General features: G+C 71.7%; 20 protein-coding genes, 4 tRNA genes and 1 other RNA gene. 15 read left to right on the plus strand and 10 right to left on the minus strand.

The features are described 5' to 3' along the window. Positions 1-23: 23 nt before the first annotated feature. Positions 24-111 (minus strand) — tRNA-Ser (locus HNR57_RS37880). A gap of 73 nt (positions 112-184) precedes the next feature. Here HNR57_RS37880 and ffs point away from each other — a divergent pair. The 6 genes from ffs to HNR57_RS37910 all read left to right on the plus strand — a co-directional run bounded on the left by ffs (position 185) and on the right by HNR57_RS37910 (position 8,966). Beyond that, an RNA gene (gene ffs, locus HNR57_RS37885) (signal recognition particle sRNA small type) lies at positions 185-279 on the plus strand. Between the two features lie 71 nt (positions 280-350). Continuing rightward, positions 351-2,708 carry a DNA polymerase III subunit gamma and tau gene (locus tag HNR57_RS37890; protein ID WP_184567762.1) on the plus strand — a complete coding sequence of 786 codons (2,358 nt, stop codon included), beginning with the start codon at positions 351-353 and terminating at the stop codon, positions 2,706-2,708. Positions 2,709-2,801: 93 nt separating this feature from the next. Beyond that, entirely contained in the window at positions 2,802-4,052 is a 1,251-nt protein-coding gene (purD, locus tag HNR57_RS37895) for a phosphoribosylamine--glycine ligase (protein WP_184567764.1), read from the plus strand. A gap of 407 nt (positions 4,053-4,459) precedes the next feature. Further along, the gene (locus HNR57_RS37900; protein WP_184567766.1) at positions 4,460-6,268 is read left to right on the plus strand and encodes a Rossmann-fold NAD(P)-binding domain-containing protein; all 1,809 of its coding nucleotides are present in this window, start codon (positions 4,460-4,462) and stop codon (positions 6,266-6,268) included. A 253-nt stretch (positions 6,269-6,521) separates the two neighbouring features. Further along, entirely contained in the window at positions 6,522-7,997 is a 1,476-nt protein-coding gene (locus HNR57_RS37905; RefSeq protein ID WP_184567768.1) for a N,N-dimethylformamidase beta subunit family domain-containing protein, read from the plus strand. A 69-nt stretch (positions 7,998-8,066) separates the two neighbouring features. After that, on the plus strand, positions 8,067-8,966 hold the full coding sequence (locus HNR57_RS37910; protein ID WP_184567770.1) for a phosphoribosylaminoimidazolesuccinocarboxamide synthase: 900 nt from the start codon (positions 8,067-8,069) through the stop codon (positions 8,964-8,966). 47 nt (positions 8,967-9,013) lie between these two features. On the opposite strand, the gene HNR57_RS37915 is transcribed toward HNR57_RS37910, so the two are convergent. The 8 genes from HNR57_RS37915 to HNR57_RS37950 all read right to left on the minus strand — a co-directional run bounded on the left by HNR57_RS37915 (position 9,014) and on the right by HNR57_RS37950 (position 13,615). Continuing rightward, a tRNA-Gly gene (locus HNR57_RS37915) sits at positions 9,014-9,089 on the minus strand. A gap of 22 nt (positions 9,090-9,111) precedes the next feature. Beyond that, the gene (locus HNR57_RS37920; protein ID WP_184567772.1) at positions 9,112-9,732 is read right to left on the minus strand and encodes a response regulator transcription factor; all 621 of its coding nucleotides are present in this window, start codon (positions 9,730-9,732) and stop codon (positions 9,112-9,114) included. After that, entirely contained in the window at positions 9,729-11,012 is a 1,284-nt protein-coding gene (locus HNR57_RS37925) for a sensor histidine kinase (protein ID WP_184567774.1), read from the minus strand. Before HNR57_RS37925 ends, HNR57_RS37920 begins: the two co-directional genes overlap by 4 nt. A gap of 22 nt (positions 11,013-11,034) precedes the next feature. Next, positions 11,035-11,838 carry an ABC transporter permease gene (locus tag HNR57_RS37930; RefSeq protein ID WP_184567777.1) on the minus strand — a complete coding sequence of 268 codons (804 nt, stop codon included), beginning with the start codon at positions 11,836-11,838 and terminating at the stop codon, positions 11,035-11,037. Continuing rightward, positions 11,835-12,806: an ABC transporter ATP-binding protein gene (locus tag HNR57_RS37935; RefSeq protein ID WP_184567779.1), complete on the minus strand. Its 972-nt coding sequence runs from the start codon at positions 12,804-12,806 to the stop codon at positions 11,835-11,837. Before HNR57_RS37935 ends, HNR57_RS37930 begins: the two co-directional genes overlap by 4 nt. A gap of 131 nt (positions 12,807-12,937) precedes the next feature. Then, positions 12,938-13,010: transfer RNA gene (locus HNR57_RS37940), tRNA-Gly, on the minus strand. A gap of 81 nt (positions 13,011-13,091) precedes the next feature. Next, a tRNA-Gly gene (locus HNR57_RS37945) sits at positions 13,092-13,163 on the minus strand. A gap of 134 nt (positions 13,164-13,297) precedes the next feature. Next, positions 13,298-13,615 carry a histone-like nucleoid-structuring protein Lsr2 gene (locus tag HNR57_RS37950; protein WP_184567838.1) on the minus strand — a complete coding sequence of 106 codons (318 nt, stop codon included), beginning with the start codon at positions 13,613-13,615 and terminating at the stop codon, positions 13,298-13,300. A gap of 268 nt (positions 13,616-13,883) precedes the next feature. Between HNR57_RS37950 and purS the strand changes: the two genes are divergently transcribed. The 9 genes from purS (at position 13,884) to purM (ending at position 22,871) form a co-directional block, all read left to right on the plus strand. Beyond that, positions 13,884-14,147 (plus strand): phosphoribosylformylglycinamidine synthase subunit PurS, encoded by a 264-nt coding sequence (purS, locus tag HNR57_RS37955; protein WP_033314267.1) that lies wholly within the window; start codon positions 13,884-13,886, stop codon positions 14,145-14,147. Further along, entirely contained in the window at positions 14,144-14,824 is a 681-nt protein-coding gene (gene purQ / locus HNR57_RS37960; RefSeq protein ID WP_184567781.1) for a phosphoribosylformylglycinamidine synthase subunit PurQ, read from the plus strand. The genes purS and purQ overlap by 4 nt, the downstream gene beginning before the upstream one ends. Further along, a complete protein-coding gene (gene purL, locus HNR57_RS37965; RefSeq protein WP_184567783.1) occupies positions 14,821-17,079 on the plus strand; it encodes a phosphoribosylformylglycinamidine synthase subunit PurL in 2,259 nt (752 codons plus the stop codon). The genes purQ and purL overlap by 4 nt, the downstream gene beginning before the upstream one ends. A 116-nt stretch (positions 17,080-17,195) precedes the next feature. Continuing rightward, complete coding sequence (locus HNR57_RS37970; RefSeq protein ID WP_184567785.1) at positions 17,196-17,696, plus strand: ArsR/SmtB family transcription factor; 501 nt, start codon at positions 17,196-17,198, stop codon at positions 17,694-17,696. Between the two features lie 19 nt (positions 17,697-17,715). Next, positions 17,716-18,552, plus strand: coding sequence for a M23 family metallopeptidase (locus HNR57_RS37975; RefSeq protein WP_184567787.1), 837 nt, complete (start codon positions 17,716-17,718; stop codon positions 18,550-18,552). A gap of 5 nt (positions 18,553-18,557) precedes the next feature. Then, the gene (locus HNR57_RS37980; RefSeq protein WP_184567789.1) at positions 18,558-19,355 is read left to right on the plus strand and encodes a maleylpyruvate isomerase family mycothiol-dependent enzyme; all 798 of its coding nucleotides are present in this window, start codon (positions 18,558-18,560) and stop codon (positions 19,353-19,355) included. A 37-nt stretch (positions 19,356-19,392) separates the two neighbouring features. Further along, on the plus strand, positions 19,393-20,166 hold the full coding sequence (locus HNR57_RS37985; protein ID WP_184567791.1) for an META domain-containing protein: 774 nt from the start codon (positions 19,393-19,395) through the stop codon (positions 20,164-20,166). A 63-nt stretch (positions 20,167-20,229) separates the two neighbouring features. Next, positions 20,230-21,759, plus strand: coding sequence for an amidophosphoribosyltransferase (gene purF, locus HNR57_RS37990; RefSeq protein WP_184567793.1), 1,530 nt, complete (start codon positions 20,230-20,232; stop codon positions 21,757-21,759). Between the two features lie 44 nt (positions 21,760-21,803). Continuing rightward, positions 21,804-22,871 carry a phosphoribosylformylglycinamidine cyclo-ligase gene (gene purM, locus HNR57_RS37995; protein ID WP_184567795.1) on the plus strand — a complete coding sequence of 356 codons (1,068 nt, stop codon included), beginning with the start codon at positions 21,804-21,806 and terminating at the stop codon, positions 22,869-22,871. 83 nt (positions 22,872-22,954) lie between these two features. On the opposite strand, the gene HNR57_RS38000 is transcribed toward purM, so the two are convergent. Next, complete coding sequence (locus tag HNR57_RS38000; protein ID WP_030251636.1) at positions 22,955-23,200, minus strand: DUF3073 domain-containing protein; 246 nt, start codon at positions 23,198-23,200, stop codon at positions 22,955-22,957. Positions 23,201-23,271: the final 71 nt, after the last annotated feature.

Raw genomic sequence — 23,271 nt, forward strand, 5'->3', positions numbered from 1 at the left:
TTTCGCGGTCCGGCCCTCTGGGCTGGCGGAGGATACGAGATTCGAACTCGTGAGGGGTTGCCCCCAACACGCTTTCCAAGCGTGCGCCCTAGGCCTCTAGGCGAATCCTCCGCCGGAAACATTACATGACCGAGAGGAGTGCTCGCGAACTCGTTCCCCGCCCCAGACATCAGGTAGCCTTGGCGCAGCCCCTCACGCGGCGCTATCTGACTGAACTCCCCCAGGGCCGGAAGGCAGCAAGGGTAGGTTGGCTCTGGCGGGTGCGTGGGGGGCGTCTGCGTTCCAGGACCGATCTCCCGGCCGGGTCCGGGCCGGGCCCGATGTCAGTGGGCGCCTATAACCTCGTATGCGTGTCGTCTCTCGCTCTGTACCGCCGCTACCGCCCCGAGACCTTCGCCGAGGTCATCGGGCAGGAGCATGTCACCGACCCGCTGCAGCAGGCGCTGCGGAACAACCGGGTCAACCACGCGTACCTGTTCAGCGGGCCGCGCGGCTGCGGCAAGACGACCAGTGCCCGCATCCTGGCCCGCTGCCTGAACTGCGAGCAGGGGCCCACGCCGACGCCCTGCGGTGAGTGCCAGTCCTGTCAGGACCTCGCGCGCAACGGCCCCGGCTCCATCGACGTCATCGAGATCGACGCGGCGTCCCACGGCGGCGTGGACGACGCCCGTGACCTGCGCGAGAAGGCCTTCTTCGGGCCCGCCCGCAGCCGGTACAAGATCTACATCATCGACGAGGCCCACATGGTCACGTCGGCCGGCTTCAACGCGCTGCTGAAGGTCGTCGAGGAGCCGCCGGAGCACCTCAAGTTCATCTTCGCGACCACCGAGCCGGAGAAGGTCATCGGGACGATCCGGTCCCGGACCCACCACTACCCCTTCCGGCTCGTCCCCCCCGGCACCCTCCGGGAGTACCTCGGGCAGGTGTGCCAGCAGGAGACCATCCCGGTCGAGGACGGCGTGCTCCCGCTCGTCGTGCGGGCCGGCGGCGGATCCGTGCGTGACTCCATGTCCGTCATGGACCAGCTCCTCGCGGGCGCCGCGGCGGACGGTGTGACCTACGCCATGGCCACCGCCCTGCTCGGCTACACGGACGGCTCCCTCCTCGACTCGGTCGTCGAGGCCTTCGCTACCGGCGACGGAGCCGCGGCCTTCGAGGTCGTCGACCGCGTGATCGAGGGGGGGAACGACCCCCGCCGCTTCGTCACCGACCTCCTGGAGCGGCTGCGCGACCTGGTGATCCTCGCCGCCGTGCCCGACGCGGCGGAGAAGGGGCTCATCGACGCCCCCGCCGATGTGATCGAGCGCATGCAGGCCCAGGCCGGCACCTTCGGCCCCGCCGAGCTGAGCCGCGCCGCCGACCTCGTCAACGAGGGCCTGACCGAGATGCGGGGCGCCAACTCGCCCCGTCTCCAGCTGGAACTGATCTGCGCCCGCGTCCTGCTCCCCGCCGCCTACGGCGACGAGCGCTCCGTAATGGCCCGCCTCGACCGGATCGAGCGCGGAGTGAACTTCTCCGCGGGCCCGTCCGGCGCGCCCGCCATGGGATACGTGCCCGGCCCGGAGGGCCATGGGGGAGCGGCCCCCGCTCCGGTCCAGGCGAGCGGCGGCGGTCCGGTGCCGGCGGGCGGCGGCCCGGCGGCGGCCCGTGCGGCGGTCCGCGCGACGGGAGCACCGGGCAGCGGCGGCGGCCCTGCTGCGGCAGCGCCCGGCCCCGCCCCTACGACGGCGGGTCATGGTGTGCCCCAGTCGTCTCCGGGCCAGAGCGCGCCGCCGCCGGCACCGGCCGCCGCGCCCCCGGCGCACGCCGCCCCCGAAGCGACCGGCGCCCCCGCCCAGGAGCCCCAGCCTGCACCGGCCCAGCCCTCCCCCGGCGCCTGGCCCACCGCCGCCTCCGCGGGCAGCGGCGGCCGTCGCCCCGGCGGCTGGCCCACGGCCGCCCCGGGCGCGCCCGCCTCGAACACCCCACCGGCGAACACCCCGCCGACGAGCACCCCGCCGACGAGCACCCCCGCCCCCAGCACCCCTCCGGCGGCCCAGCCTCAGGCGACGTCGGCACCCGCCCCCGCCCCGGCCCCCACGGGTGGTGCCCATCTCGACCCCCGCATGCTCTGGCCGAACATCCTGGACGCGGTCAAGAACCGCAGGCGCTTCACCTGGATCCTGCTCAGCCAGAACGCCCAGGTGGCCGGCTTCGACGGCACGACCCTCCAGCTCGGCTTCGTCAACGCGGGTGCCCGGGACAACTTCCTGAGCAGCGGCAGCGAGGACGTGCTGCGGCAGGCGCTGGGCGAGCAGTTCAACGTCCAGTGGAAGATCGAGGCGATCGTCGACCCCTCGGGCGGCTCCGCGCCCCCGGCCTCCGGCGGCGGCCCCTCCGGGTTCGGCGGCGGTGGCGGATACAACGCCGGCGGTGGCGGTGGACACAGCACCGGCGGCGGTACGGCGACGGCCCAGCGTCCCGCCCCGCCCCAGCCGGCTCCCCCGGCCGCCCCGTCCCAGCAGTTGAGCGGCCCCGCTCCCGCCGCCGGCTCCACCCCGGCCGCTGCCGTCCCCCAGCCCTCCGCCCCGCAGCCGCGTCACGTCTCCGCGGAGGAGGACATCCCCGAGGACGACGACCCCGACCTCGACGAGTCGGCCCTCTCCGGCCAGGAGCTGATCGTGCGGGAGCTGGGAGCGACGGTGGTCGAGGAGTTCACCAACGAATAGCCGGCCCCTTGGAGGAACCTCCAGCTCAAGATCCCCCCTCCCCTCGGCGGCCCGCACAAAGGGAACCCGGCGCCTCCCGTTAGGCTGACCCCCGTGAAGGTCCTCGTCATCGGCAGCGGCGCCCGCGAACACGCCCTGTGCCACTCCCTGTCCCACGACCCCGATGTCACCGCGCTGCACTGCGCCCCCGGCAACGCCGGCATCGCCGAGGTCGCCGAGCTGCACCAGGTCGACGCCCTGGACGGCGCCGCCGTCACCGCGCTGGCCACCCGCCTCGGCGCGGAGCTCGTGGTCGTCGGCCCCGAGGCCCCGCTGGTCGCCGGTGTCGCCGACGCCGTGCGCGAGGCGGGCATCCCGGTCTTCGGCCCGTCCGGCCAAGCCGCGCAGCTGGAGGGCTCCAAGGCCTTCGCGAAGGACGTCATGGCGGCGGCCGAGGTGCCCACGGCCCGGTCCTACGTCTGCACGACACCGGAAGAGGTCGACACGGCCCTCGACGCCTTCGGCGCTCCGTACGTCGTGAAGGACGACGGGCTCGCCGCCGGCAAGGGTGTCGTCGTCACCGGCGATCTCGAAGCGGCCCGGGCCCACGCGGCGGCCTGCGAGCGCGTGGTCATCGAGGAGTACCTCGACGGCCCCGAGGTCTCCCTGTTCGCCGTCACCGACGGCGAGACGGTCGTCCCCCTCCAGCCCGCCCAGGACTTCAAGCGCGCGCTCGACGGCGACGAGGGCCCCAACACCGGCGGCATGGGCGCGTACTCCCCGCTGCCGTGGGCCGACCCGAAGCTGGTCGACGAGGTGCTGCAGACCGTGCTGCAGCCCACCGTGGACGAGATGCAGCGGCGCGGCACACCCTTCTCCGGCCTGCTCTACGCCGGTCTCGCGATCACCTCCCGTGGTGTCCGCGTGATCGAGTTCAACGCCCGGTTCGGCGACCCCGAGACCCAGGTCGTCCTGGCCCGGCTCAAGACGCCGCTGGCCGGGCTGCTGATGGCCGCCGCCACCGGCAACCTCGCCCACCTGGAGCCGCTGCGCTGGAGCGACGACGCGGCCGTGACCGTGGTCGTCGCCTCGCACAACTACCCCGGCACCCCGCGCACCGGCGACCCCATCACCGGTCTCGACGAGGTCGCCGCCCAGGACGCCCCGCACGCGTACGTGCTGCACGCCGGCACCCGGCAGGAGGGGGACGCCGTCGTCAGCGCGGGCGGCCGCGTCCTGTCCGTGACGGCCACCGGCAAGGACCTCACCGAGGCCCGCGACCGCGCCTACACGGCCGTCGGCCGCATCCGCCTCGACGGCTCCCAGCACCGCACGGACATCGCCGCGAAGGCGGCGGGCGCGTAACCGGCCCCTGCGGTGCGGGGAAACCACCCCGCCGCCGATGAACCCCGCCGATGAACCCCACAGGCCCCGGATCCGTCTCAGGATCCGGGGCCTTTCGTATGCGAGGGGCCGGGCCTGACGTATGCGAGAGGCGGGGCCGGAGGTGCGCGAGAGGTGAGGCCGGAAGTATGCGAGAGGTGGGGGCCTGATGCTCGCTGTCCGTCATCCACCTCTCCCCAAAGCCATTCCATCGGGTGACCGATGCCCTTTCCGGCTGACGGGCGGCGGAGCCCCAACTAGGGTGCGGCGCAAGCGTTCCGGCACTTGGCCCACCGGCATTGCGATGTCAGTGGCGGGTGCCACAGTGGGGGAGTGAGCAAGGGCAGCATCAGGTCAACGGGGAGGGGGTGAGGTCGGTAGTGACCGGAATGGGTGTGGAAGCAGGCGCGCAGGCCGCGCGGGCACGGGCTTTGGCCGTCCTGCGCATCCGCAGCCGTGCCCTGGCCGTCGCCCTGCTGCCGGCCGCCGTCGCCGTGATCCTGCTCGCGGGCGCCGCCGGCGACCGCCTGGAGGGCCCCGTCTGGGGCGCGGCCCGCTGGGTCCTGACACCGGTCGCGGTCCTCGTGCTGCTCGCCGCCGCCGGGATCGCCCTGGTCGTCGCCCGGGCCCGGCCCGCCATGAGCCCGACCGTCCCGGTCACCGAGGAGGCGGCTCCCGACCTGTACCGCATGGTGCGCGACCTCGCCGACCGCCTGGACGTCCCCGCGCCCTCGGCGATAGCGCTCACCCCGGACTGCGACAGCTGGCTGGAGGACCGCACGCACCCGGCCCACGGCCCGCCCCCGGCCGAGGAGCACCACGACATAGCGGGACCGGGGAAGCAGGCGCACCGCCGGCACCCCGTCGCGCCGGTCCTCGTCATCGGCTCCCCGTTCCTGTGGTGGATGCGGGTCGGCGAGCTGCGCGCGGTCCTCGCCCCGGTCATCGCCGGAACGGGCCCCTCGGCCCACCCGGACATAGCCGCCGCCCGGCGCTTCGTCCGGGGCCTGGACGCCGCGGTGGCCGTGGCCTCGGCGCCCCGCCGCGAGCCCGTCTCGCGAGCGGTGCTCGCCGGGGTCGGCTGGGTCGCCCGGCTGCTGCTGCGCAGCTGTCGCGTTCACGCCGCCGAGATGGAGCGGGGCGTGGCGGCCGCGGAGCGCGCACAGGCCGTGGATTACGGGCTGCGGATCGTCGCCCAGGAGCAGGTGGGCCTGGCGTACGCGGGCTGGGACCGGCTGCTGACCCGGGTGGCGCTGCCCGCCTGGCGGATGGGCCGCTGGCCGTCCCGGCTGGACGCCGGTGTGGTCGCGGCGCTCACGGAGCTGTCCCGGCGTGACCGCCTGGCGGAGGGTTTCGCGTCCCGGCTCGGCGAGCGGCCCGCCTGCGATCTGCTGGAGGAGCCGGGCGCGGTCGACGAGGCCGCCTCCCTCCTCGCCGCCCGCCTCTTCCACGGCGGCCCCGCCGGGTCGGGGCCCGACTGGTCGCCGGTGGACTGGAGCGAGTATCCGGACGAGGTCGTCGACCGCAAGTGGCGCCTCGACGCGGCCCGCCTCCACCGCGTCCTGGACACCATGGGCGTCCGCCCCGCCACCGGGCCCGCGGCCCCCGCGACCGGAGCCCCCACCCTCTCCCGCGTCCTGGACCACCTGACGGACCAGGGCACCGCATGGACGGCCGGGAGCGACCCGGCCGGCAGCCCCGCAGGAGACCTCGCCGCCTCCGGACCGCACACCACCCCGAGCCCCGGCGCGGCGTACCCCCTCGAAGACGAGGACCTCTCCGGTACGACGGCCCCCAGCGCCACCCTCGCCGCCCGGCTCAGCGCCGAACTGGCCCGTGAGGAGGCCGCCCCCTCCCCGGCGACCCCGTCGCCCGCCTCGCCGCCCCCCACCTCCGACCCCGTGGCGCTCTGGGACGACCGCGCCCTGCCCCTCTTCCCCCTCCAGCCCCCGCGCACGGCCAGGGAACTGCTCGCCGACCACCTCACCGCGATGGTCTGCTGCGCCGCGATGGACACCGCCGGCGCGACTCCCGGCCTGGACTGGCTGGACGGCCCGACCCTCCTGATCGACGGTGATCGCACGGCCGATCTGGCGCCCAAGGTCCTCACCCTCATCGAAGACGGCGACGCCACGCCTCTGCGGGTCTGGCTCTCCCAGCTCGGCATACGCCCGGAGAAGCCGGTCCGCCTCGGCTGACCACCCGGAGCACCCACTTCCGGTTCTGGCCAATTCGAAACGAACAGTGACGGAGTGCGCGCTTTATGTGATGTGCTGGGACCGTTCCCGCGCATGGCAAGGGCTTGCGACATACGACAAGCACATAGGCACGAAGGCGTCGCACCCACCGCAGAGCACGACACGCACCACACCGGTACACAGCACACCGCACACGCCCGCACACACCACACCGGCAGGCACCACCACGGGGGCAAGGGGAGGGGAAGCAACCATGGGTTCGGAGCAGATCCGCCGCTGGGAGTCGGGAGCACTGGCGCACGCCGTGACGGATCCCTTCGGGCAGGGCCCCGTACCGTGGCTGCGCGGCAACGTGACGTACTTCGACGACTCGGGCCAGGTCGTCCCCTGGTACGTGGACCAGGACGCCCCCCACCCGTCGAAGAAGGGCAGCCGCTCGGGCGGCCCCCGCGCGGCCGATGACGTCCACCGTCAGATCAAGGGCTTCACGTCCACCGGCGCGGTCGCGCCCGGTGAGGCCATCGACTTCCACATCACCGTCGACCCGCCCCAGCAGTTCGCGGTCGACATCTACCGCATCGGCCACTACGGCGGTGACGGCGCCGCGAAGATCACCACGAGCCCGCGCCTGTCCGGCATCGTCCAGCCCGCGCCGCTCACCGCGGACCGCACGGTCTCCTGCCACCACTGGTGGCTGTCCTGGCGGCTCCAGGTCCCGTCGTACTGGAACGTCGGCGCGTACGTCGCCGTCCTCACCACGGCCGACGGCTACCGCTCGCACGTCCCGTTCACCGTCCGCCACGACCAGTCCGCCGACCTGCTGCTCGTGCTGCCCGACGTCACCTGGCAGGCGTACAACCTCTACCCGGAGGACGGCCGCACCGGCGCCAGCCTCTACCACGCCTGGGACGAGAAGGGCCGCCTGCTCGGCGAGTCCGACGCCGCCACGACGGTCTCCTTCGACCGCCCGTACGCGGGCGCCGGCCTCCCCCTGCACGTCGGTCACGCCTACGACTTCATCCGCTGGGCCGAGCGCTACGGCTACGACGTCGCCTACGCCGGCGCCAGTGACCTGCACGCGGGCCGCGTCGACCCGGCCCGCTACCGGGGCCTGGTCTTCCCGGGCCACGACGAGTACTGGTCGGCGGACATGCGCCGAACCGTCGAACTCGCCCGCGACGCCGGCACCTCGCTGGTCTTCCTCTCCGCCAACTCCATGTACTGGCAGGTGGAGCTGGGCCCCTCCCCGTCCGGCGTCCCCGACCGGCTGCTGACCTGCCGCAAGCGCCGGGGCCCGGGCAAGCCCGTGCTGTGGCGGGAGATCGACCGGGCGGAGCAGCAGCTCATGGGCATCCAGTACGCCGGGCCCGTCCCCGAACCGCACCCGCTGATCGTGCGCAACGCCGGGCACTGGCTGTGGGAGGCGACCGGGGCGCACGAGGGCGACGAGATCGAGAACCTGGTGGCGGGCGAGGCGGACCGCTACTTCCCGCGCACCCCGCTGCCCGAGCACGAGGAGCGCATGCTGCTCGCCCACTCCCCGTACGCCGACAAGGCGGGCGTCCTCCGCCACCAGGAGACGTCCCTGTACCGCGCCCCCTCCGGTGCCTGGGTCTTCGCAGCAGGAACGTTCGCCTGGTCCCCGGCCCTGGACCGCCCCGGCCACGTCGACCCGCGCGTCCAGCGCGCCACCGCCAATCTCCTGGACCGCATCTGCAAACGGGACTGACCCACTGTCGGTGATCAAGCTCGCATACGGGAGAATCGAGCCACTTGGACAGAACCACGGGGAGGAACCGTGTCCGGATTCGTCGAAAAGCCCGAGCCGATCCAGGTTCCGGGCCTGGTGCATCTGCACACCGGCAAGGTGCGCGAGCTGTACCGCAACGAGGCGGGCGACCTCGTGATGGTCGCCAGCGACCGCATGTCCGCCTACGACTGGGTGCTGCCGACCGAGATCCCCGACAAGGGCCGGATCCTCACCCAGCTCTCCCTGTGGTGGTTCGACCGGCTCGCCGACCTGATCCCGAACCACGTCCTGAGCACGGAACTGCCCGCGGGCGCCCCCGCCGACTGGGCGGGCCGCACCCTGATCTGCAAATCGCTGCAGATGGTGCCCGTGGAGTGCGTGGCCCGCGGCTACCTCACCGGCTCGGGCCTCGCCGAGTACAACGAGACCCGCACGGTCTGCGGCCTCGCCCTGCCGGAGGGCCTGACCGACGGCAGCGAGCTGCCCGCCCCGATCTTCACCCCGGCCACCAAGGCCGCCGTCGGCGAGCACGACGAGAACGTCTCCTACGAGGAGGTCGCCCGCCAGGTCGGCGCGGACACCGCGGCCCGGCTGCGTCAGGCGACCCTCGCCGTCTACTCCCGGGGCCGGGACATCGCCCGTGAGCGCGGCATCATCCTCGCCGACACCAAGTTCGAGTTCGGCTTCGAGGGCGACGACCTGGTCCTCGCGGACGAGGTTCTCACCGCGGACTCCTCCCGCTTCTGGCCGGCCGACCAGTGGCAGCCGGGCCGTGCGCAGCCGTCGTACGACAAGCAGTTCGTCCGGGACTGGCTGACCTCGCCGGAGTCCGGCTGGGACCGTAAGAGCGAGCAGCCCCCGCCGGCCCTGCCCCAGCAGGTCGTCGACGCCACCCGCGCCAAGTACGTGGAGGCGTACGAGCGCCTGACCGGCACGAGCTGGTCGTAGGACCCGACACGAAGAAGCCCCCCGGCCGGAACCGGGGGGCTTCTCGATGGAGCGAACGACGAGGTTCGAACTCGCGACCTCAACCTTGGCAAGGTTGCGCTCTACCAACTGAGCTACGTTCGCATGCGCCGTGGCGCGAGAACCACTATACCCAACCTCGCTCCCGCGCGAGCCGCACGGCCGCATGCCGGTTCTCCGCCCCGAGCTTCGACACGGCCGACGACAGATAGTTCCGTACGGTCCCCTGCGACAGCGCGGCCCGCTCGGCGATCTCCGCGACGGGCGCGCCGTCGGCGGCCAGTTCCAGAACCTCGGCTTCCCGCGCGGTCAGCGGCGAGTCCCCGGCGGCGATCGCGTCGGCGGCCAACTCCGGGTCGACGTAACGGTTCCCCGCGTGCACCGTACGGATGAGCTCGGCGAGCCGCTGCGCGCTCACGGTCTTCGGCACGAACCCCCGCACACCCGCCGCCAGCGCCCGCTTCAGATGACCGGGCCGCCCGTGGCTGGTGACGATGAGGACCCTGCAGCCGGGCAGTTCGGCCCGCAGCGATGTGGCGACCTTCACACCGTCGGCCCCGGGCATCTGGAGATCCAGCACGGCGACGTCGGGCTTGTGCGCCCGGGCCATCGCCATCGCCTCGGGCCCGGTGGCCGCCTCGGCGACGACGACGAGGTCGTCCTCCAGCGACAGCAGCGCGGCGAGCGCCCCCCGGATGAGGTGCTCGTCATCGGCGAGCAGCAGCCGGATGGGTTCCACGGCCGTCATGAGGTGACCTCACTCACAGGACGCGGCGCGATGACGGCCGGGGCGGCGCCGGGAGGGGCGGGCGGCGACGGCAGCGGGATCTCCGCCGTCAGCCGGAACAGCCCGCGCCCCGCGGGGCCGGCTTCCAGCGTCCCGTCGATCTCCGCCAGGCGTTCCCGCAGCCCGGCGAGCCCCGAACCGGACGGTCCGGACCCGGACTCCTTGGCCGCCTCGCTCACGCCGTCGTTCTCCACGGACAACACCACGCGCCCCTCCAGCACCCGCAACCGCACGGCACACCGTCGTGCGTCCCCGTGCCGCAGGACGTTCGTCGCGGCCTCCCGCACCACCCACCCCAGGGCGGACTGCACCGCGGCCGGAAGCCCGGCCACCGGTACCCCGCCGACCGTGCAGTCGATACCGGCCGCCGCCAGCACCCCTTGCGCACCGGCGAGTTCCGAGCCGAGGTCGGCCTCCCGGTAGCCGCGCACGACCTCCCGCACCTCGCGCTGCGACTCCTGCGCGAGCCGCTGCACCTCGACCATCTGGGTCACGGCCTCCGGCCGCCCCCGCTGGGCCAGCTGCACGGCCAGTTCGCTCTTGAGCGCGATCACGGCGAGGTTGCGCCCCATGACGTCGTGCAGATCCCGGCCGAACCTCAGCCGCTCCTCGGCGACGGCGAGCCGGGTCCTGGTCTCGCGGGCCTCGTCGAGTTGGTAGACGGCGTTCAGCAGCCACACCGAGAAGACGGCCGTGAAGGCGATGAACACGCCGCCGACCAGCACGATCACCGCCGTGAAGAGCGCCGTGAGAGCGGGGGCGCCGAGCCCGAACGCCACGGTCCAGGTGCCTGCCGCGAAGCCGCCCGCGATGCCGAACGCGCGCCGCCGGTCGCGCACGCCGAGCGCGATGATGCCGGGGCCGAAGATCAGGATCACCCCGAAGACGCCGCCGGCGGCGGTGTCGACGCCCTCACGGTCGGGTCCGTGCTCGGCGAGGCCGATCGCGGCGGCGGCGATGGCGGCGGTGACGGCGCCCAGGGTCCACAGCAGTCCGGTGGGCTGCGGCCTGCGGCCACGCGTCCAGTCGATCGCCCGCGACACGGTCACGAAGCAGAGGGCCGCGTGCACGGCCACCAGCAGCATGACGGCAGTGCCCAGCCGTGCCCCGAGCGGGGCCACGGACGTGAGCCCGACGGAGAAGAACTCCATCACCGCGAAGAAGTGGAACGACCACCGCGTGTACGTCTCGACCTTCTCCGGCGTGCTCTTGTGCCGCCACCACCTGCCCGGCGTGCGCATCGGCCCGTCACTCCCCCTTCGGTCAGCGCCGCGGTTCCCAGCGGAACCACCGCCGTACAGCAAACACCCCGATGAGGATCCAGGCCATCGCCGTCGCGAGAGCGCCCAGCGCCTCGTACCCGGAGAGGTTCCCGGTCCAGCCGCCGCGCACCAGCGTGACGACGGGCGTCAGGGGCAGCAGCTCGCACACGGAGGCCACCTTGTCCGGCAGCAGCTCCAGCGGTACGAACATGCCGGAGCCCATCATCGAGACCAGCAGCAGCGGCATGGGCGTGGCCTGGGCGCTCTCGCCCGTCTTGGTGAAACTCGCGGTGGCCGCGGCGAGGGCAGCGCACATCACGAGCCCCAACAGCAGGCCGATGACGACCAGATGGGGCGCCGACGGCGCGGACAGGTCCAGCAGGGCGACGCAGCCCACCGTCAGCAGCAGGCACTGCGCCAGCCCGGTGAGCGCGGCCGGCAGCGCGGAGCCGGCCAGGATCTCGGCGTCCCGCAGCTCGCCGGTGCGCAGCCGCTTGAGGACGAGCTCCTCACGCCGGACGACGAACACGCCGACGAGCACCGAGTAGACGGCGAACAGCAGGGAGAAGCCGAACGCGGCGGGCAGCACCAGCGTGCCGGTGCTCAGCCCCGCCCCGGCGAGGTCCATCTCCTCCGCCGCCGACCGCACGCTGACCGGCATCACCAGCGGCACGAACAGTGCGGCGACGAGCGCGCCCCTGGTGCGTCCCAGCAGGGTCAGTTCTGCACGGGCGAGGGAGGCCATCCGGCTCAGCGGGGTCGTCGCGGCCGTGGCCGGCCGGGACGTCGTCTGCGTGGCGCTCATGCCGCGTACTCCTTCGTCGTCGTTCCCGTGGCCCGCTCCGCCGAGACGTTCTTGGCGATCCCGAGGAACGCCTCCTCCAGGGAGGCCGAGCGCACGTCCAGGCGGCGCAGCTCCACCCCGGCCCGCGCGGCCCACATCAGCAGCTCGGTGGCCGTCCGCTGCAGTTCGCGGGTGCGGAGCCGGATCATCCGGCCCTCGGTCTCGTGCCCGGCCACGCCCAGCTCGCCGAGCGGCGGGAGATCGCCGACGAAGTAGCCCTCGGGCAGTTCGAAGGAGATCCGCGACGGCTCCGCGGCGGTCACCTCGGCCGGTGTCCCGGTGGTGGCGATCAGGCCGTCGTGCATGATCGCGAGACGGTCGGCGAGGTTCTCGGCCTCCTCCAGGTAGTGCGTGGTCAGCAGCACCGTCGTCCCGCCGTCGCGCAGGGCGCTCACCAACTCCCAGGTGGCCCGGCGGCCTTCGGCGTCCAGCCCGGTGGACGGTTCGTCGAGGAAGAGCACCTCGGGATCGCCGAGCAGGGCGAGCGCCAGGTCGAGGCGGCGCCGCTGCCCGCCGGACAGCTGCTTGACCCGGGTACCGGCCTTGGCCTCCAGGCCGACCAGCGCCAGCACCTCCGCGGGCGGCCGTGCCCCGCTCACGCATCCCGCCCACATCCGCGCGGTCTCCGCGACGGTGAGCTCGGAGGGGAAGCCGCCTTCCTGGAGCATCACGCCGGTGCGGGGCCGGACGGCGGCCCGTTCGGTGTACGGGTCGTGCCCGAGGACCCGCACCCGTCCGCCGGCCGGTTCCGCGAGGCCCTCCAGGAGTTCGACGGTGGACGTCTTGCCCGCGCCGTTGGTGCCGAGCAAGGCGAAGATCTCTCCGCGCCGGACGGAAAAGCTGATTCCGCGCACCGCCTCGAACCCGCCCCCGTACACACGTCGCAGGTCAGTGACCTCAATCACGTGTTCGTGTCCGTTGGTTTCCATGCTCCAAGCGTCCCGGCCGTGCGGGCCTGGAAGCAGTGCGCGCTGTCATCACTAGGCATGACAAATGTCAGGCGAACGCTCGGGGACATGAAGAAGACCCCGGTCCTGATGGACCGGGGTCTTCATTCCCGAGCGGACGACGAGGTTCGAACTCGCGACCTCAACCTTGGCAAGGTTGCGCTCTACCAACTGAGCTACGTCCGCATTTGCTCCCGATCAGCTTTCACCGACCGGTGCAGGCACCAGCCTACCTGATCCACAAGTGTGGCCGGTACGGCGATGCAGAGCGGGTGACAGGAATCGCACACTGCGCCTTCCCCCTGGAAGGGGGATGTTCTACTACTGAACTACACCCGCATGTTTCCGTGAGCTGGGCCTTTCGGCCTCGCCCCTCGGCGTGCTCCAGACTCTAGCTGATCAGCCCGGGTGCTGCGCAAGTCGGTTGCCGCGAGGGGCGGGTGGACGGCCCTGGGGCCGGGCTCGACGGGCCGTCACTGCGCGGCGGTGAACGCCTCGTAGACCTTCTTGGGGATGCGCCCGCGCGCGGGGACCTCCATCTTGTTGGCCTGGGCCCAGGCGCGCACGGCCGACGGGTCGGGGGCGACCTCCGTCTGCCGGTAGGCCTTGCCCGAGCGGGACCGCTTGCGGCCGGCCTCCACGTAGGGCGCGAGCGCCTTCCGCAGTTCTCCGGCGTTGCCTTCGCTCAGGTCGATCTCGTACGACTTGCCGTCCAGTCCGAAGGCGATCGTTTCCGTCGCTTCCGAGCCGTCGATGTCGTCAAAGAGAGTGACCACGACCTTCTGCGCCACGAATATCGGTCCCTTCATGCGGCACTTTGCCAATTCATTTGTACAGTGCCTGGCAATACATTGTGAAGCCCGACTAAATCCTTCCGCGTGTCAGAAGGCAATGGGGTGCCGGGTGTCGATCCGGAATCTTTCCCGAAAATTTCGTGTGTGGGTCCGTCGATGCCGGATCGTGATGACGGTCACGTAGTTTCCTACAAGTCGACGCGCGTAGAAATTTTGTGCGGGTAGTCTGAAGGAACCTGCTCAGCACCACACACCGGGAGTGCCAGTGGCACGCGTCGTAGTCGACGTCATGCTCAAGCCGGAGATCCTCGACCCCCAGGGCCAGGCGGTGCAGCGCGCACTGCCGCGGCTGGGTTTCGACGGGATCTCGGACGTCCGCCAGGGAAAGCGTTTCGAACTGGAAGTTGACGGGCCGGTCGACGAGGCCGCCCTCGCCCGCATTCATGATCTTGCGGAGTCCTTCCTCGCGAACACCGTGATCGAGGACTTCACGATCCGGGTCGAGGAAGTCGCGGAGGCCGTGAAGTGACCGCTCGTATTGGCGTCGTCACTTTTCCCGGCAGTCTGGACGACCGTGACACACAGCGCGCGATCCGGGTCGCGGGCGCCGAGCCGGTCGCTCTGTGGCACAAGGACAAGGACCTCAAGCAGGTCGACGCCGTGGTGTTGTGCGGTGGTTTCTCCTACGGCGACTATCTGCGCGCCGGGGCCATCGCCCGTTTCTCTCCGGTGATGGAGCCCCTGCTGGAGCAGGCGAAGGCCGGTCTTCCGGTGCTCGGCATCTGCAACGGCTTCCAGATCCTCACCGAGGCGCACCTCCTGCCGGGCACGATGCTCCGCAACGACCACCTGCACTTCATCTGCCGCGACCAGAAGCTGCGCGTGGAGAACGCCGAAACCGCCTGGACCACCGACTACTCGGCCGGCCAGGAGATCCACATCCCGCTGAAGAACAACGACGGGCAGTACGTCGCCGACGCGTACACGCTCGACAAGCTGGAGGCCGAGGGCCGTGTCGCCTTCCGGTACCTCGACTTCAACCCGAACGGCTCGCAGCGGGACATCGCCGGCGTCACCAACGAGGCCGGGAACGTGGTCGGCCTCATGCCGCACCCCGAGCACGCCGTCGAGCCGCTGATCGGCACCGGCCGCACCGACGGCCTCCCGTTCTTCACCTCGATCCTCAAGAAGCTGGTCAACGCATGAGCCGGACGCCTCTGGACACGGTCGAGCACGCGGCCGCGACCCCCGACGTCGAGCTGCCCTGGGCCGAACTGGGCCTGAAGAAGGACGAGTACGAGCGGGTCGTGGAGATCCTCGGCCGCCGGCCCACCGGAGCCGAGCTCGCCATGTACTCGGTGATGTGGTCGGAGCACTGCTCGTACAAGAGCAGCAAGGTGCACCTGCGCCAGTTCGGCGAGAAGGCCCCCGAGTCCGACGCCATGCTCGTCGGCATCGGTGAGAACGCCGGTGTCGTCGACGTCGGCCAGGGCTACGCGGTCACCTTCAAGGTCGAGTCGCACAACCACCCCTCCTACGTGGAGCCCTACCAGGGCGCGGCCACGGGTGTCGGCGGCATCGTCCGCGACATCATCGCCATGGGCGCCCGCCCGGTCGCGGTCGTCGACCCGCTGCGCTTCGGCGCGGCCGACCACCCCGACACCAAGCGCGTCCTGCCCGGTGTCGTCGCGGGCATCGGCGGCTACGGCAACTGCCTGGGCCTGCCCAACATCGGCGGCGAGGTCGTCTTCGACGCCTGCTACCAGGGCAACCCGCTGGTCAACGCCGGTGCCATCGGCGTCATGCGGCACGAGGACATCCACCTCGCGAAGGCCTCCGGCGCGGGCAACAAGGTCATCCTGTACGGGGCCCGCACCGGCGGCGACGGCATCGGCGGCGCGTCGATCCTGGCCTCCGAGACCTTCGACGACGCCAAGCCCTCGAAGCGCCCGGCCGTGCAGGTCGGCGACCCCTTCCAGGAGAAGCTGCTCATCGAGTGCACCCTGGAGGCCTTCCGGGAGAAGCTCGTCGTCGGCATCCAGGACCTCGGCGCGGCGGGCCTGTCCTGCGCGACGAGCGAGCTGGCGTCGAACGGCTCCGGCGGCATGCGCGTGACGCTGGACGACGTCCCGCTGCGCGACTCGACGCTCTCGCCCGAGGAAATCCTCATGAGCGAGTCGCAGGAACGCATGTGCGCGGTCGTCGAGCCGGAGAAGGTCGACCGCTTCCTGGAGATCTGCGAGAAGTGGGACGTCATCGCCACCGTCATCGGTGAGGTGACCGACGGCGACCGCCTGGAGATCTACTGGCACGGCGGCAAGATCGTCGACGTCGACCCGCGTACGGTCGCGCACGAGGGCCCGGTCTACGAGCGCCCGTACGCCCGCCCGTCCTGGCAGGACGAGCTCCAGGCCGACGACGCGAACAAGCTGCCCCGGCCGGCGACCTCCGAAGAGCTGAAGGACCAGGTCCTGAAGCTGGTCGGCTCCCCGAACCAGGCCTCCAAGTCCTGGATCACCAGCCAGTACGACCACTTCGTGCAGGGCAACACCGTGCTCGCCCAGCCCGAGGACTCCGGCATGATCCGGATCGACGAGGAGACCGGCCTCGGCGTCGCCATCGCCACGGACGGCAACGGCCGGTACGCCAAGCTCGACCCGTACCACGGCGCCCAGCTGGCCCTGGCGGAGGCGTACCGCAACGTCGCCACCACCGGCGCCAAGCCGCTGGCCGTCTCCGACTGCCTGAACTTCGGCTCGCCCGAGGACCCGGCGGTGATGTGGCAGTTCGCGGAGGCCGTGCGCGGTCTGGCGGACGCCTGTCAGCAGCTCGGAACCCCGGTGACCGGCGGCAACGTCTCCCTCTACAACCAGACGGGCGAGGCGGCCATCCACCCCACCCCGGTCGTCGCGGTCCTCGGCGTCATCGACGACGTGGCCCGCCGCACGCCGGTCGCCTTCCAGGAGGAGGGGCAGCTGCTCTACCTCCTCGGCGACACGCGCGAGGAGTTCGGCGGCTCGGCCTGGTCGCAGGTCGTGCACGACCACCTCGGCGGCCTGCCGCCCCAGGTCGACCTGGAGCGCGAGCGGCTGCTGGCCGAGATTTTGATCTCGGCCTCCCGCGACGGCATGATCGACTCCGCGCACGACCTGTCCGACGGCGGTCTGATCCAGGCGGTCGTCGAGTCGGCGCTGCTCGGTGGCAAGGGCGCCCGACTGATCGTCCCGGACGGTCTGGACGCCTTCACCTTCCTCTTCTCCGAGTCGGCGGGCCGCGCGGTCGTGGCCGTGCCGCGCTCCGAGGAGGTCCGCTTCAACGACATGTGCGGTGCGCGGGGCCTGCCCGTCACCCGCATCGGTGTCGTCGACGGCGACACCGTGGACGTCCAGGGCGAGTTCGCCCTGTCCCTGTCCGAGCTGCGGGAGACGCACGAGGGCACGATCCCGGCGCTGCTGAAGTAGGCAACCGCTCCGAAGCCCCCGCCCGGTTCGCCGGGCGGGGGCTTCTGCGTGCCCGGACGGATGCGGGCTGCGCCTGGGCTCTTGCACGTAATTACGTAGTTCCGTAATCTCTGGGCATGGACCTGGAACAACGCGTCACAGACCTCGAACGCCGACTGGCGGCCCTGGAAGGCGCCGAGCGCACCGGCCCCCGCATCGACGGGGGCGACTTCTGGGCTCTGAACGGCCTGAGGGAGCAGCTGTCCGGGGCGGGGGTGGCCGACGGCGGTGTCCTCTACACCGGCTCCGTGGGCCTGCCGACGGGCGAGGAGTACTCCTGGCAGATGAGCGTCCTCACGGAGGACCTGCTGGACGGCGACTGGACGACGGCCGCAGAGTCGTTCGCGGCACTCGGCCACCCCGTTCGTCTCCGGCTGCTGCGCGAGATCCTCGGCGGCCGGCGCACCGCCGCCGAACTCGCCGAGCTGGACGAGGTCGGCACGACCGGTCAGATCTACCACCACCTGCGCCAGCTCACCGCCACGGGCTGGCTCCACACGACCGGCCGGGGCCGCCACGAGGTGCCAGGGGGGCGGGTCGTCCCGCTCCTGGTGGCACTGGCGACGGCCCGCCCGTAGCGGAACCGGGGGGAATCGCATGTCCGCACGCAAGCTCGGCATGGTGGCCTACCGCGTCCTGTGGCTGGTCTTCTTCGGCCTGGTGGCCGCCGACCTGGCTCTTGGTCTGTCAGTGGGCCCCGGGTGGTGGAACTTCACGCCGGTGGTCCTGGCGTACGCCGTCGTCCTCCTGATGAACCGGTGGGGCGGCACCCCGGACAAGCCGCGCGCGACCCGGGAGCCCGTCGAGGTCGCCCCGCCCGTCACCGGCCGCTGGTCCGCGCTGAACAGCCCGGCCGACCGCACCCCCAGCCACGGCGTGCACAGCTACGGCCAGACCTTCGCCATCGACATCCTGGCCGAGCCCGAGCCGGGTGCCCGCCCGCCCTTCCGGTGGCTGTGGCCGCTCGCCCGCCGCCCCCAGGACTTCCCGGCGTACGGCGCACCCATCCTGGCGGTCGCCGACGCCACCGTCGTACGGGCGCGAGGCCGGCAGCGCGATCACCTCAGCCGCACCTCCCTGCCAGGGCTGCTGTACCTGATGCTTCCGGAAGGGATGGTGCGAGAGGTCACGGGCGTCAACCGCATCCTCGGCAACCACCTCGTCCTCGACCTCGGCGACGGCACCTTCGCCGCCTACGCCCACCTCCAGCGCGGCTCCCTCACCGTCCGCGAGGGCGACCGGGTGCAGGCCGGGCAGCCGGTCGCCCGCTGCGGCAACTCCGGCAACTCCTCCGAACCGCACCTGCACTTCCAGCTGATGGACGGCCCGGACCCGGAATCCGCCCGGGGCGTCCCCTTCACCTGGCAGGGCATCGGGGTGCCCCGCAACGGGGAGACCTTCCAGGCGCCCTCCGCGAGCGCCGCCCTAGGCTGACCCCCATGCCACCGGCCAGGAAACGCACCCGCAGCTACGACCCCGCCAAAATCCGCTCGGCCGTGCTCGCCCAGTTCGGGAACGTCCGGGCCGCTGCCCCCGGGCTCGGCCCCGAGCAGCTCGCCCTGCCCACCCGGCTGGGCGACTGGACCGTCCGGGAGCTGGTGGCGCACGTCGGGACGAGCCTCGGGGCGGTCTCCCGGCTGACCGGCCTGCCGGAGCCGGCCAAGCAGGACGGCACCCTGCTCGACTGGCCCTCCGCGATCGCGGCCGACGCTCCGGACATCGCCGCCCACGCCCGTGAGCTGGCCGGGAGCAACCCGGACCCCGCCGCCTACCTGGCGGCCACCGAGGAGCGCTTCACCGCCGCCCTCGCCGCCCACCCCGGCACCCGGCTCCTCGCCACCAGCGCCGGCGCCCTGCCGCTGGCCGACTACCTCGTCACCCGCACCGTCGAACTCGTCGTCCACACCGACGACCTCAACGCCGCCGTCCCCGGCCTGGACATCCCCTACGACCGGCAGGCCCTGGCCGCCTGTACCCGGCTCCTCGCCGACGCGCTCGCCGCGAAGGCGCCCGGCGGTTCGACGGAGGTGCGGGTGCCGCCGTACGCGGTGGTGCAGTGCGTGGAGGGGCCGAGGCACACCCGGGGCACCCCGCCCAATGTCGTCGAGACGGATCCGCTGACCTGGATCCGGCTGGCGACCGGGCGGGTGGGATGGGCACAGGCCGTCCAGGACGCCAAGGTCAGCGCGAGCGGAGAACGGGCGGACCTGTCGGCCCACCTGCCCCTGATGAAATAAGGGGAACCGATTCCCCCGGGTCGTCCGTCGAAGTGGCATGGACAGGCAGAAGCAGCGCATGACCCTGACGGCCGCCGCCATGCTCGTCCCGCTCATGGCGGCCTGCGGCAGTGAGAAGGCGGACAGCGGCAGCGGCTCGGTCCGTGCCGAGCGGCCGGTCACCGGTGTGCGGTGGAGCGTGGACAGCGTCACCGCGGACGGCCGGACGCAGCAGGCCCCGGCCGGCGCCCACGTGACCATCGACAAGGGCCGGGCCGAGGGCAGTTTCGGCTGCAACAACTTCAGCGCCGAGGCCACCGTCGACGGCGACCGCGTCCGGCTCGGCAAGACCATGGCCACCGAGATGGCCTGCGAGAACAAGCCCATGGCGTTCGAGAAGACCCTCGCTCGGGCCTTCTCGGACCAGGAGCTGAAGGCGAAGGTCGACGACGACCGTCTCACCCTCACCACCGGCCGGGGCGACACCGTCCGGCTGACCAAGGCGAAGGACGCCCCGCTGGCCGGCACCAAGTGGACCGTCACGACCCCGAAGGCCGACGGCCGCGCCCACCTCACCTTCGACGAGAAGAAGGGCACCGTCTCCGGCAGCCTCGGCTGCAACAAGGTGAACGCCAAGGCCACGGTCAGCGACGGCCATATCACCCTCGGCCCCCCGGCCACGACCCGAATGATGTGCGAAGACTCACTCATGGCCGACGAGAAGACCCTGCTGCGACTTTTCGACGGGAAGCCGAAGTACCGAGTCGATCATCAAACCCTCACGCTGACCAGCGAAAACGGGACGAGTGTGCGAGCGGTCGCCGAGCGGTGATCCACCGGAAAGTCCGGTATCCCCAATTCGGACCAGTGGTCGACCTCGCCTACACTCGGTGGCGTGCCACGTGGTGACGGACGACTCAACCACGACCTGCTCCCCGGCGAGAAGGGCCCCCAGGACGCTTGTGGCGTCTTCGGTGTCTGGGCTCCGGGCGAAGAGGTCGCCAAGCTCACGTACTTCGGGCTCTACGCCCTCCAGCATCGAGGCCAGGAATCCGCGGGAATCGCGGTCAGCAACGGCTCACAGATCCTCGTCTTCAAGGACATGGGCCTGGTCTCGCAAGTCTTCGACGAGACCTCCCTCGGTTCGCTCCAGGGTCACATCGCGGTCGGACACGCCCGCTACTCGACCACCGGTGCCTCCGTCTGGGAGAACGCCCAGCCGACCTTCCGCGCGACCGGACACGGATCCATCGCGCTCGGCCACAACGGCAACCTCGTCAACACCGCCCAGCTCGCCGAGATGGTCGCCGACCTGCCCAAGCAGGAAGGCGGCCGCACCCCGCGCGTCGCGGCGACCAACGACACCGACCTGCTCACCGCGCTCCTCGCGGCCCAGGTCGACGAGGACGGCAAGCCCCTGACCATCGAGGAGGCCGCCCACACGGTCCTCCCGCAGGTCAAGGGAGCCTTCTCGCTCGTCTTCATGGACGAGCACACCCTGTACGCGGCCCGCGACCCGCAGGGCATCCGCCCGCTGGTCCTCGGCCGCCTGGAGCGCGGCTGGGTGGTCGCCTCCGAGTCCGCCGCCCTCGACATCTGCGGCGCCAGTTACGTCCGCGAGATCGAGCCGGGCGAGTTCGTCGCCATCGACGAGAACGGCCTGCGCACCTCCCGCTTCGCGGAAGCGAAGCCCAAGGGCTGCGTCTTCGAGTACGTGTACCTGGCCCGCCCGGACACCGACATCGCCGGCCGGAACGTGTACCTCTCCCGCGTGGAGATGGGCCGCAAGCTCGCCAAGGAAGCGCCGGTCGAGGCCGACCTGGTGATAGCGACCCCGGAGTCCGGCACCCCCGCGGCGATCGGCTACGCGGAGGCCTCCGGCATCCCGTTCGGCGCCGGCCTGGTGAAGAACGCCTACGTCGGCCGGACGTTCATCCAGCCCTCGCAGACCATCCGGCAGCTGGGCATCCGCCTGAAGCTGAACCCGCTGAAGGAAGTCATCAAGGGCAAGCGCCTGGTCGTCGTCGACGACTCGATCGTGCGCGGCAACACCCAGCGGGCCCTGGTCCGCATGCTCCGCGAGGCGGGCGCGGCCGAGGTCCACATCCGGATCTCCTCGCCGCCGGTGAAGTGGCCCTGCTTCTTCGGCATCGACTTCGCCACCCGCGCCGAGCTCATCGCCAACGGCATGACGATCGACGAGATCGGCACCTCCCTGGGCGCCGACTCCCTGGCCTACATCTCCATCGACGGCATGATCGAGGCGACCACCATCGCCAAGCCGAACCTGTGCCGCGCCTGCTTCGACGGCGAGTACCCGATGGAGCTCCCGGACCCCGAGCTGCTCGGCAAGCAGCTGCTGGAGACGGAGCTGGCCGCCGGCCCGGCCGCCACGGCCGCCGCCGACGCGATCCGCCGCCCGTAGACGGCCCGTAACACCTGCCGTACGACACGAAGGTTCTTATCGTCATGCCTGACACAACTGGTGCCAGCTACGCAGCCGCGGGCGTCGACATCGAAGCGGGCGACCGCGCCGTCGAACTGATGAAGGAGTGGGTGAAGAAGGCCCAGCGCCCCGAGGTCCTCGGCGGCCTCGGGGGCTTCGCCGGCCTCTTCGACGCCTCCGCCCTGAAGAACTACGAGCGGCCCCTGCTCGCCTCCGCCACGGACGGCGTCGGCACCAAGGTCGACATCGCCCGCCGGCTGGGCGTCTACGACAGCATCGGCCACGACCTGGTCGCCATGGTCATGGACGACATCGTGGTCTGCGGCGCCGAGCCGCTGTTCATGACCGACTACATCTGCGTCGGCAAGGTCCACCCCGAGCGCGTCGCCGCCATCGTCAAGGGCATCGCCGAGGGCTGTGTCCTCGCCGGCTGCGCCCTGGTCGGCGGCGAGACGGCCGAGCACCCGGGCCTGCTGGGCGAGGACGACTTCGATGTCGCCGGTGCCGGTACGGGCGTCGTGGAGGCCGACCGGCTGCTCGGCGCGGATCGCATCCGTACGGGTGACGCGGTGATCGCCATGGCGTCCTCCGGGCTTCACTCGAACGGGTACTCCCTCGTCCGCCACGTCCTGCTCGACCAGGCGGGTCTGGCGCTGGAAGCACACATCGAGGAGCTCGGCCGCACCCTCGGCGAGGAGCTGCTGGAGCCGACGAAGATCTACTCGCTGGACTGCCTGGCCCTGATGCGCACCACCGAGGTGCACGCTTTCAGCCACGTCACCGGCGGTGGACTCGCGGCCAACCTCGCCCGGGTCGTCCCGGACGACCTGCACGCCGTCGTCGACCGCTCCACCTGGACGCCGGCCCCGATCTTCGACCTGGTCGGCCGTACGGGCAGCGTCGAGCGCCTGGAGCTCGAGAAGACCCTGAACATGGGCGTCGGCATGATCGCGATCGTGCCCCAGGAGTCCGTGGACGTGGCCCTGGCGACCCTCGCCGACCGCGGCGTGGACGCCTGGGTGGCCGGAGAGATCACGAACCGGGGCGAGCACCCCACCGGTGCCGCCCTGATCGGTGACTACGCGAGCTGAGGCACGGAGTCGTGACCCCGCAGGCAGCACAGAACCCGGTCGGTGACCGGAGTCACCGACCGGGTTAGTGCTCTAGTGCAGGGTCAAGCGCCGCGACGATGCTGCGAGGACTGGTCGTCCTCGTCGTCGTCGTCCTCGTAGAGGTCGGCGTACCGTGCGTACAGGTCGTCGTCCTCATCGTCTTCGAACGGCTCGCCGTTAGGCGGCTGCGGATTCGAAGGCGATGCACCCAGCTCCTCGGCCAGGCGTGAGAGGTCAGTCCCACCGCTGTTGTACTTCAGCTGGCGGGCGACCTTCGTCTGCTTGGCCTTGGCCCGGCCGCGCCCCATGGCTCGACCCCCTCAACGACGGGGCTCGACGGCCCCAGAGTCTTGACACGCGTTCATGGTCCGGCACGGAC

The sequence above is a fragment of the Streptomyces paradoxus genome, assembly GCF_014202475.1.
In the GTDB taxonomy this organism is placed as follows: domain Bacteria; phylum Actinomycetota; class Actinomycetes; order Streptomycetales; family Streptomycetaceae; genus Streptomyces; species Streptomyces paradoxus.

What these genes read in the sequence shown, in the direction of transcription:
- HNR57_RS37900 (WP_184567766.1), top strand. Translation starts at nt 4,460, where the DNA reads ATGGGTGTGGAAGCAGGCGCGCAGGCCGCGCGGGCACGGGCTTTGGCC.
- HNR57_RS37905 (WP_184567768.1), top strand. Translation starts at nt 6,522, where the DNA reads ATGGGTTCGGAGCAGATCCGCCGCTGGGAGTCGGGAGCACTGGCGCAC.
- HNR57_RS37920 (WP_184567772.1), bottom strand. Translation starts at nt 9,732, where the DNA reads ATGACGGCCGTGGAACCCATCCGGCTGCTGCTCGCCGATGACGAGCAC.
- HNR57_RS37925 (WP_184567774.1), bottom strand. Translation starts at nt 11,012, where the DNA reads ATGCGCACGCCGGGCAGGTGGTGGCGGCACAAGAGCACGCCGGAGAAG.
- HNR57_RS37930 (WP_184567777.1), bottom strand. Translation starts at nt 11,838, where the DNA reads ATGAGCGCCACGCAGACGACGTCCCGGCCGGCCACGGCCGCGACGACC.
- HNR57_RS37935 (WP_184567779.1), bottom strand. Translation starts at nt 12,806, where the DNA reads ATGGAAACCAACGGACACGAACACGTGATTGAGGTCACTGACCTGCGA.
- purL (WP_184567783.1), top strand. Translation starts at nt 14,821, where the DNA reads ATGAGCCGGACGCCTCTGGACACGGTCGAGCACGCGGCCGCGACCCCC.
- HNR57_RS37970 (WP_184567785.1), top strand. Translation starts at nt 17,196, where the DNA reads ATGGACCTGGAACAACGCGTCACAGACCTCGAACGCCGACTGGCGGCC.
- HNR57_RS37975 (WP_184567787.1), top strand. Translation starts at nt 17,716, where the DNA reads ATGTCCGCACGCAAGCTCGGCATGGTGGCCTACCGCGTCCTGTGGCTG.
- HNR57_RS37980 (WP_184567789.1), top strand. Translation starts at nt 18,558, where the DNA reads ATGCCACCGGCCAGGAAACGCACCCGCAGCTACGACCCCGCCAAAATC.
- HNR57_RS37985 (WP_184567791.1), top strand. Translation starts at nt 19,393, where the DNA reads ATGGACAGGCAGAAGCAGCGCATGACCCTGACGGCCGCCGCCATGCTC.
- purM (WP_184567795.1), top strand. Translation starts at nt 21,804, where the DNA reads ATGCCTGACACAACTGGTGCCAGCTACGCAGCCGCGGGCGTCGACATC.
- HNR57_RS38000 (WP_030251636.1), bottom strand. Translation starts at nt 23,200, where the DNA reads ATGGGGCGCGGCCGGGCCAAGGCCAAGCAGACGAAGGTCGCCCGCCAG.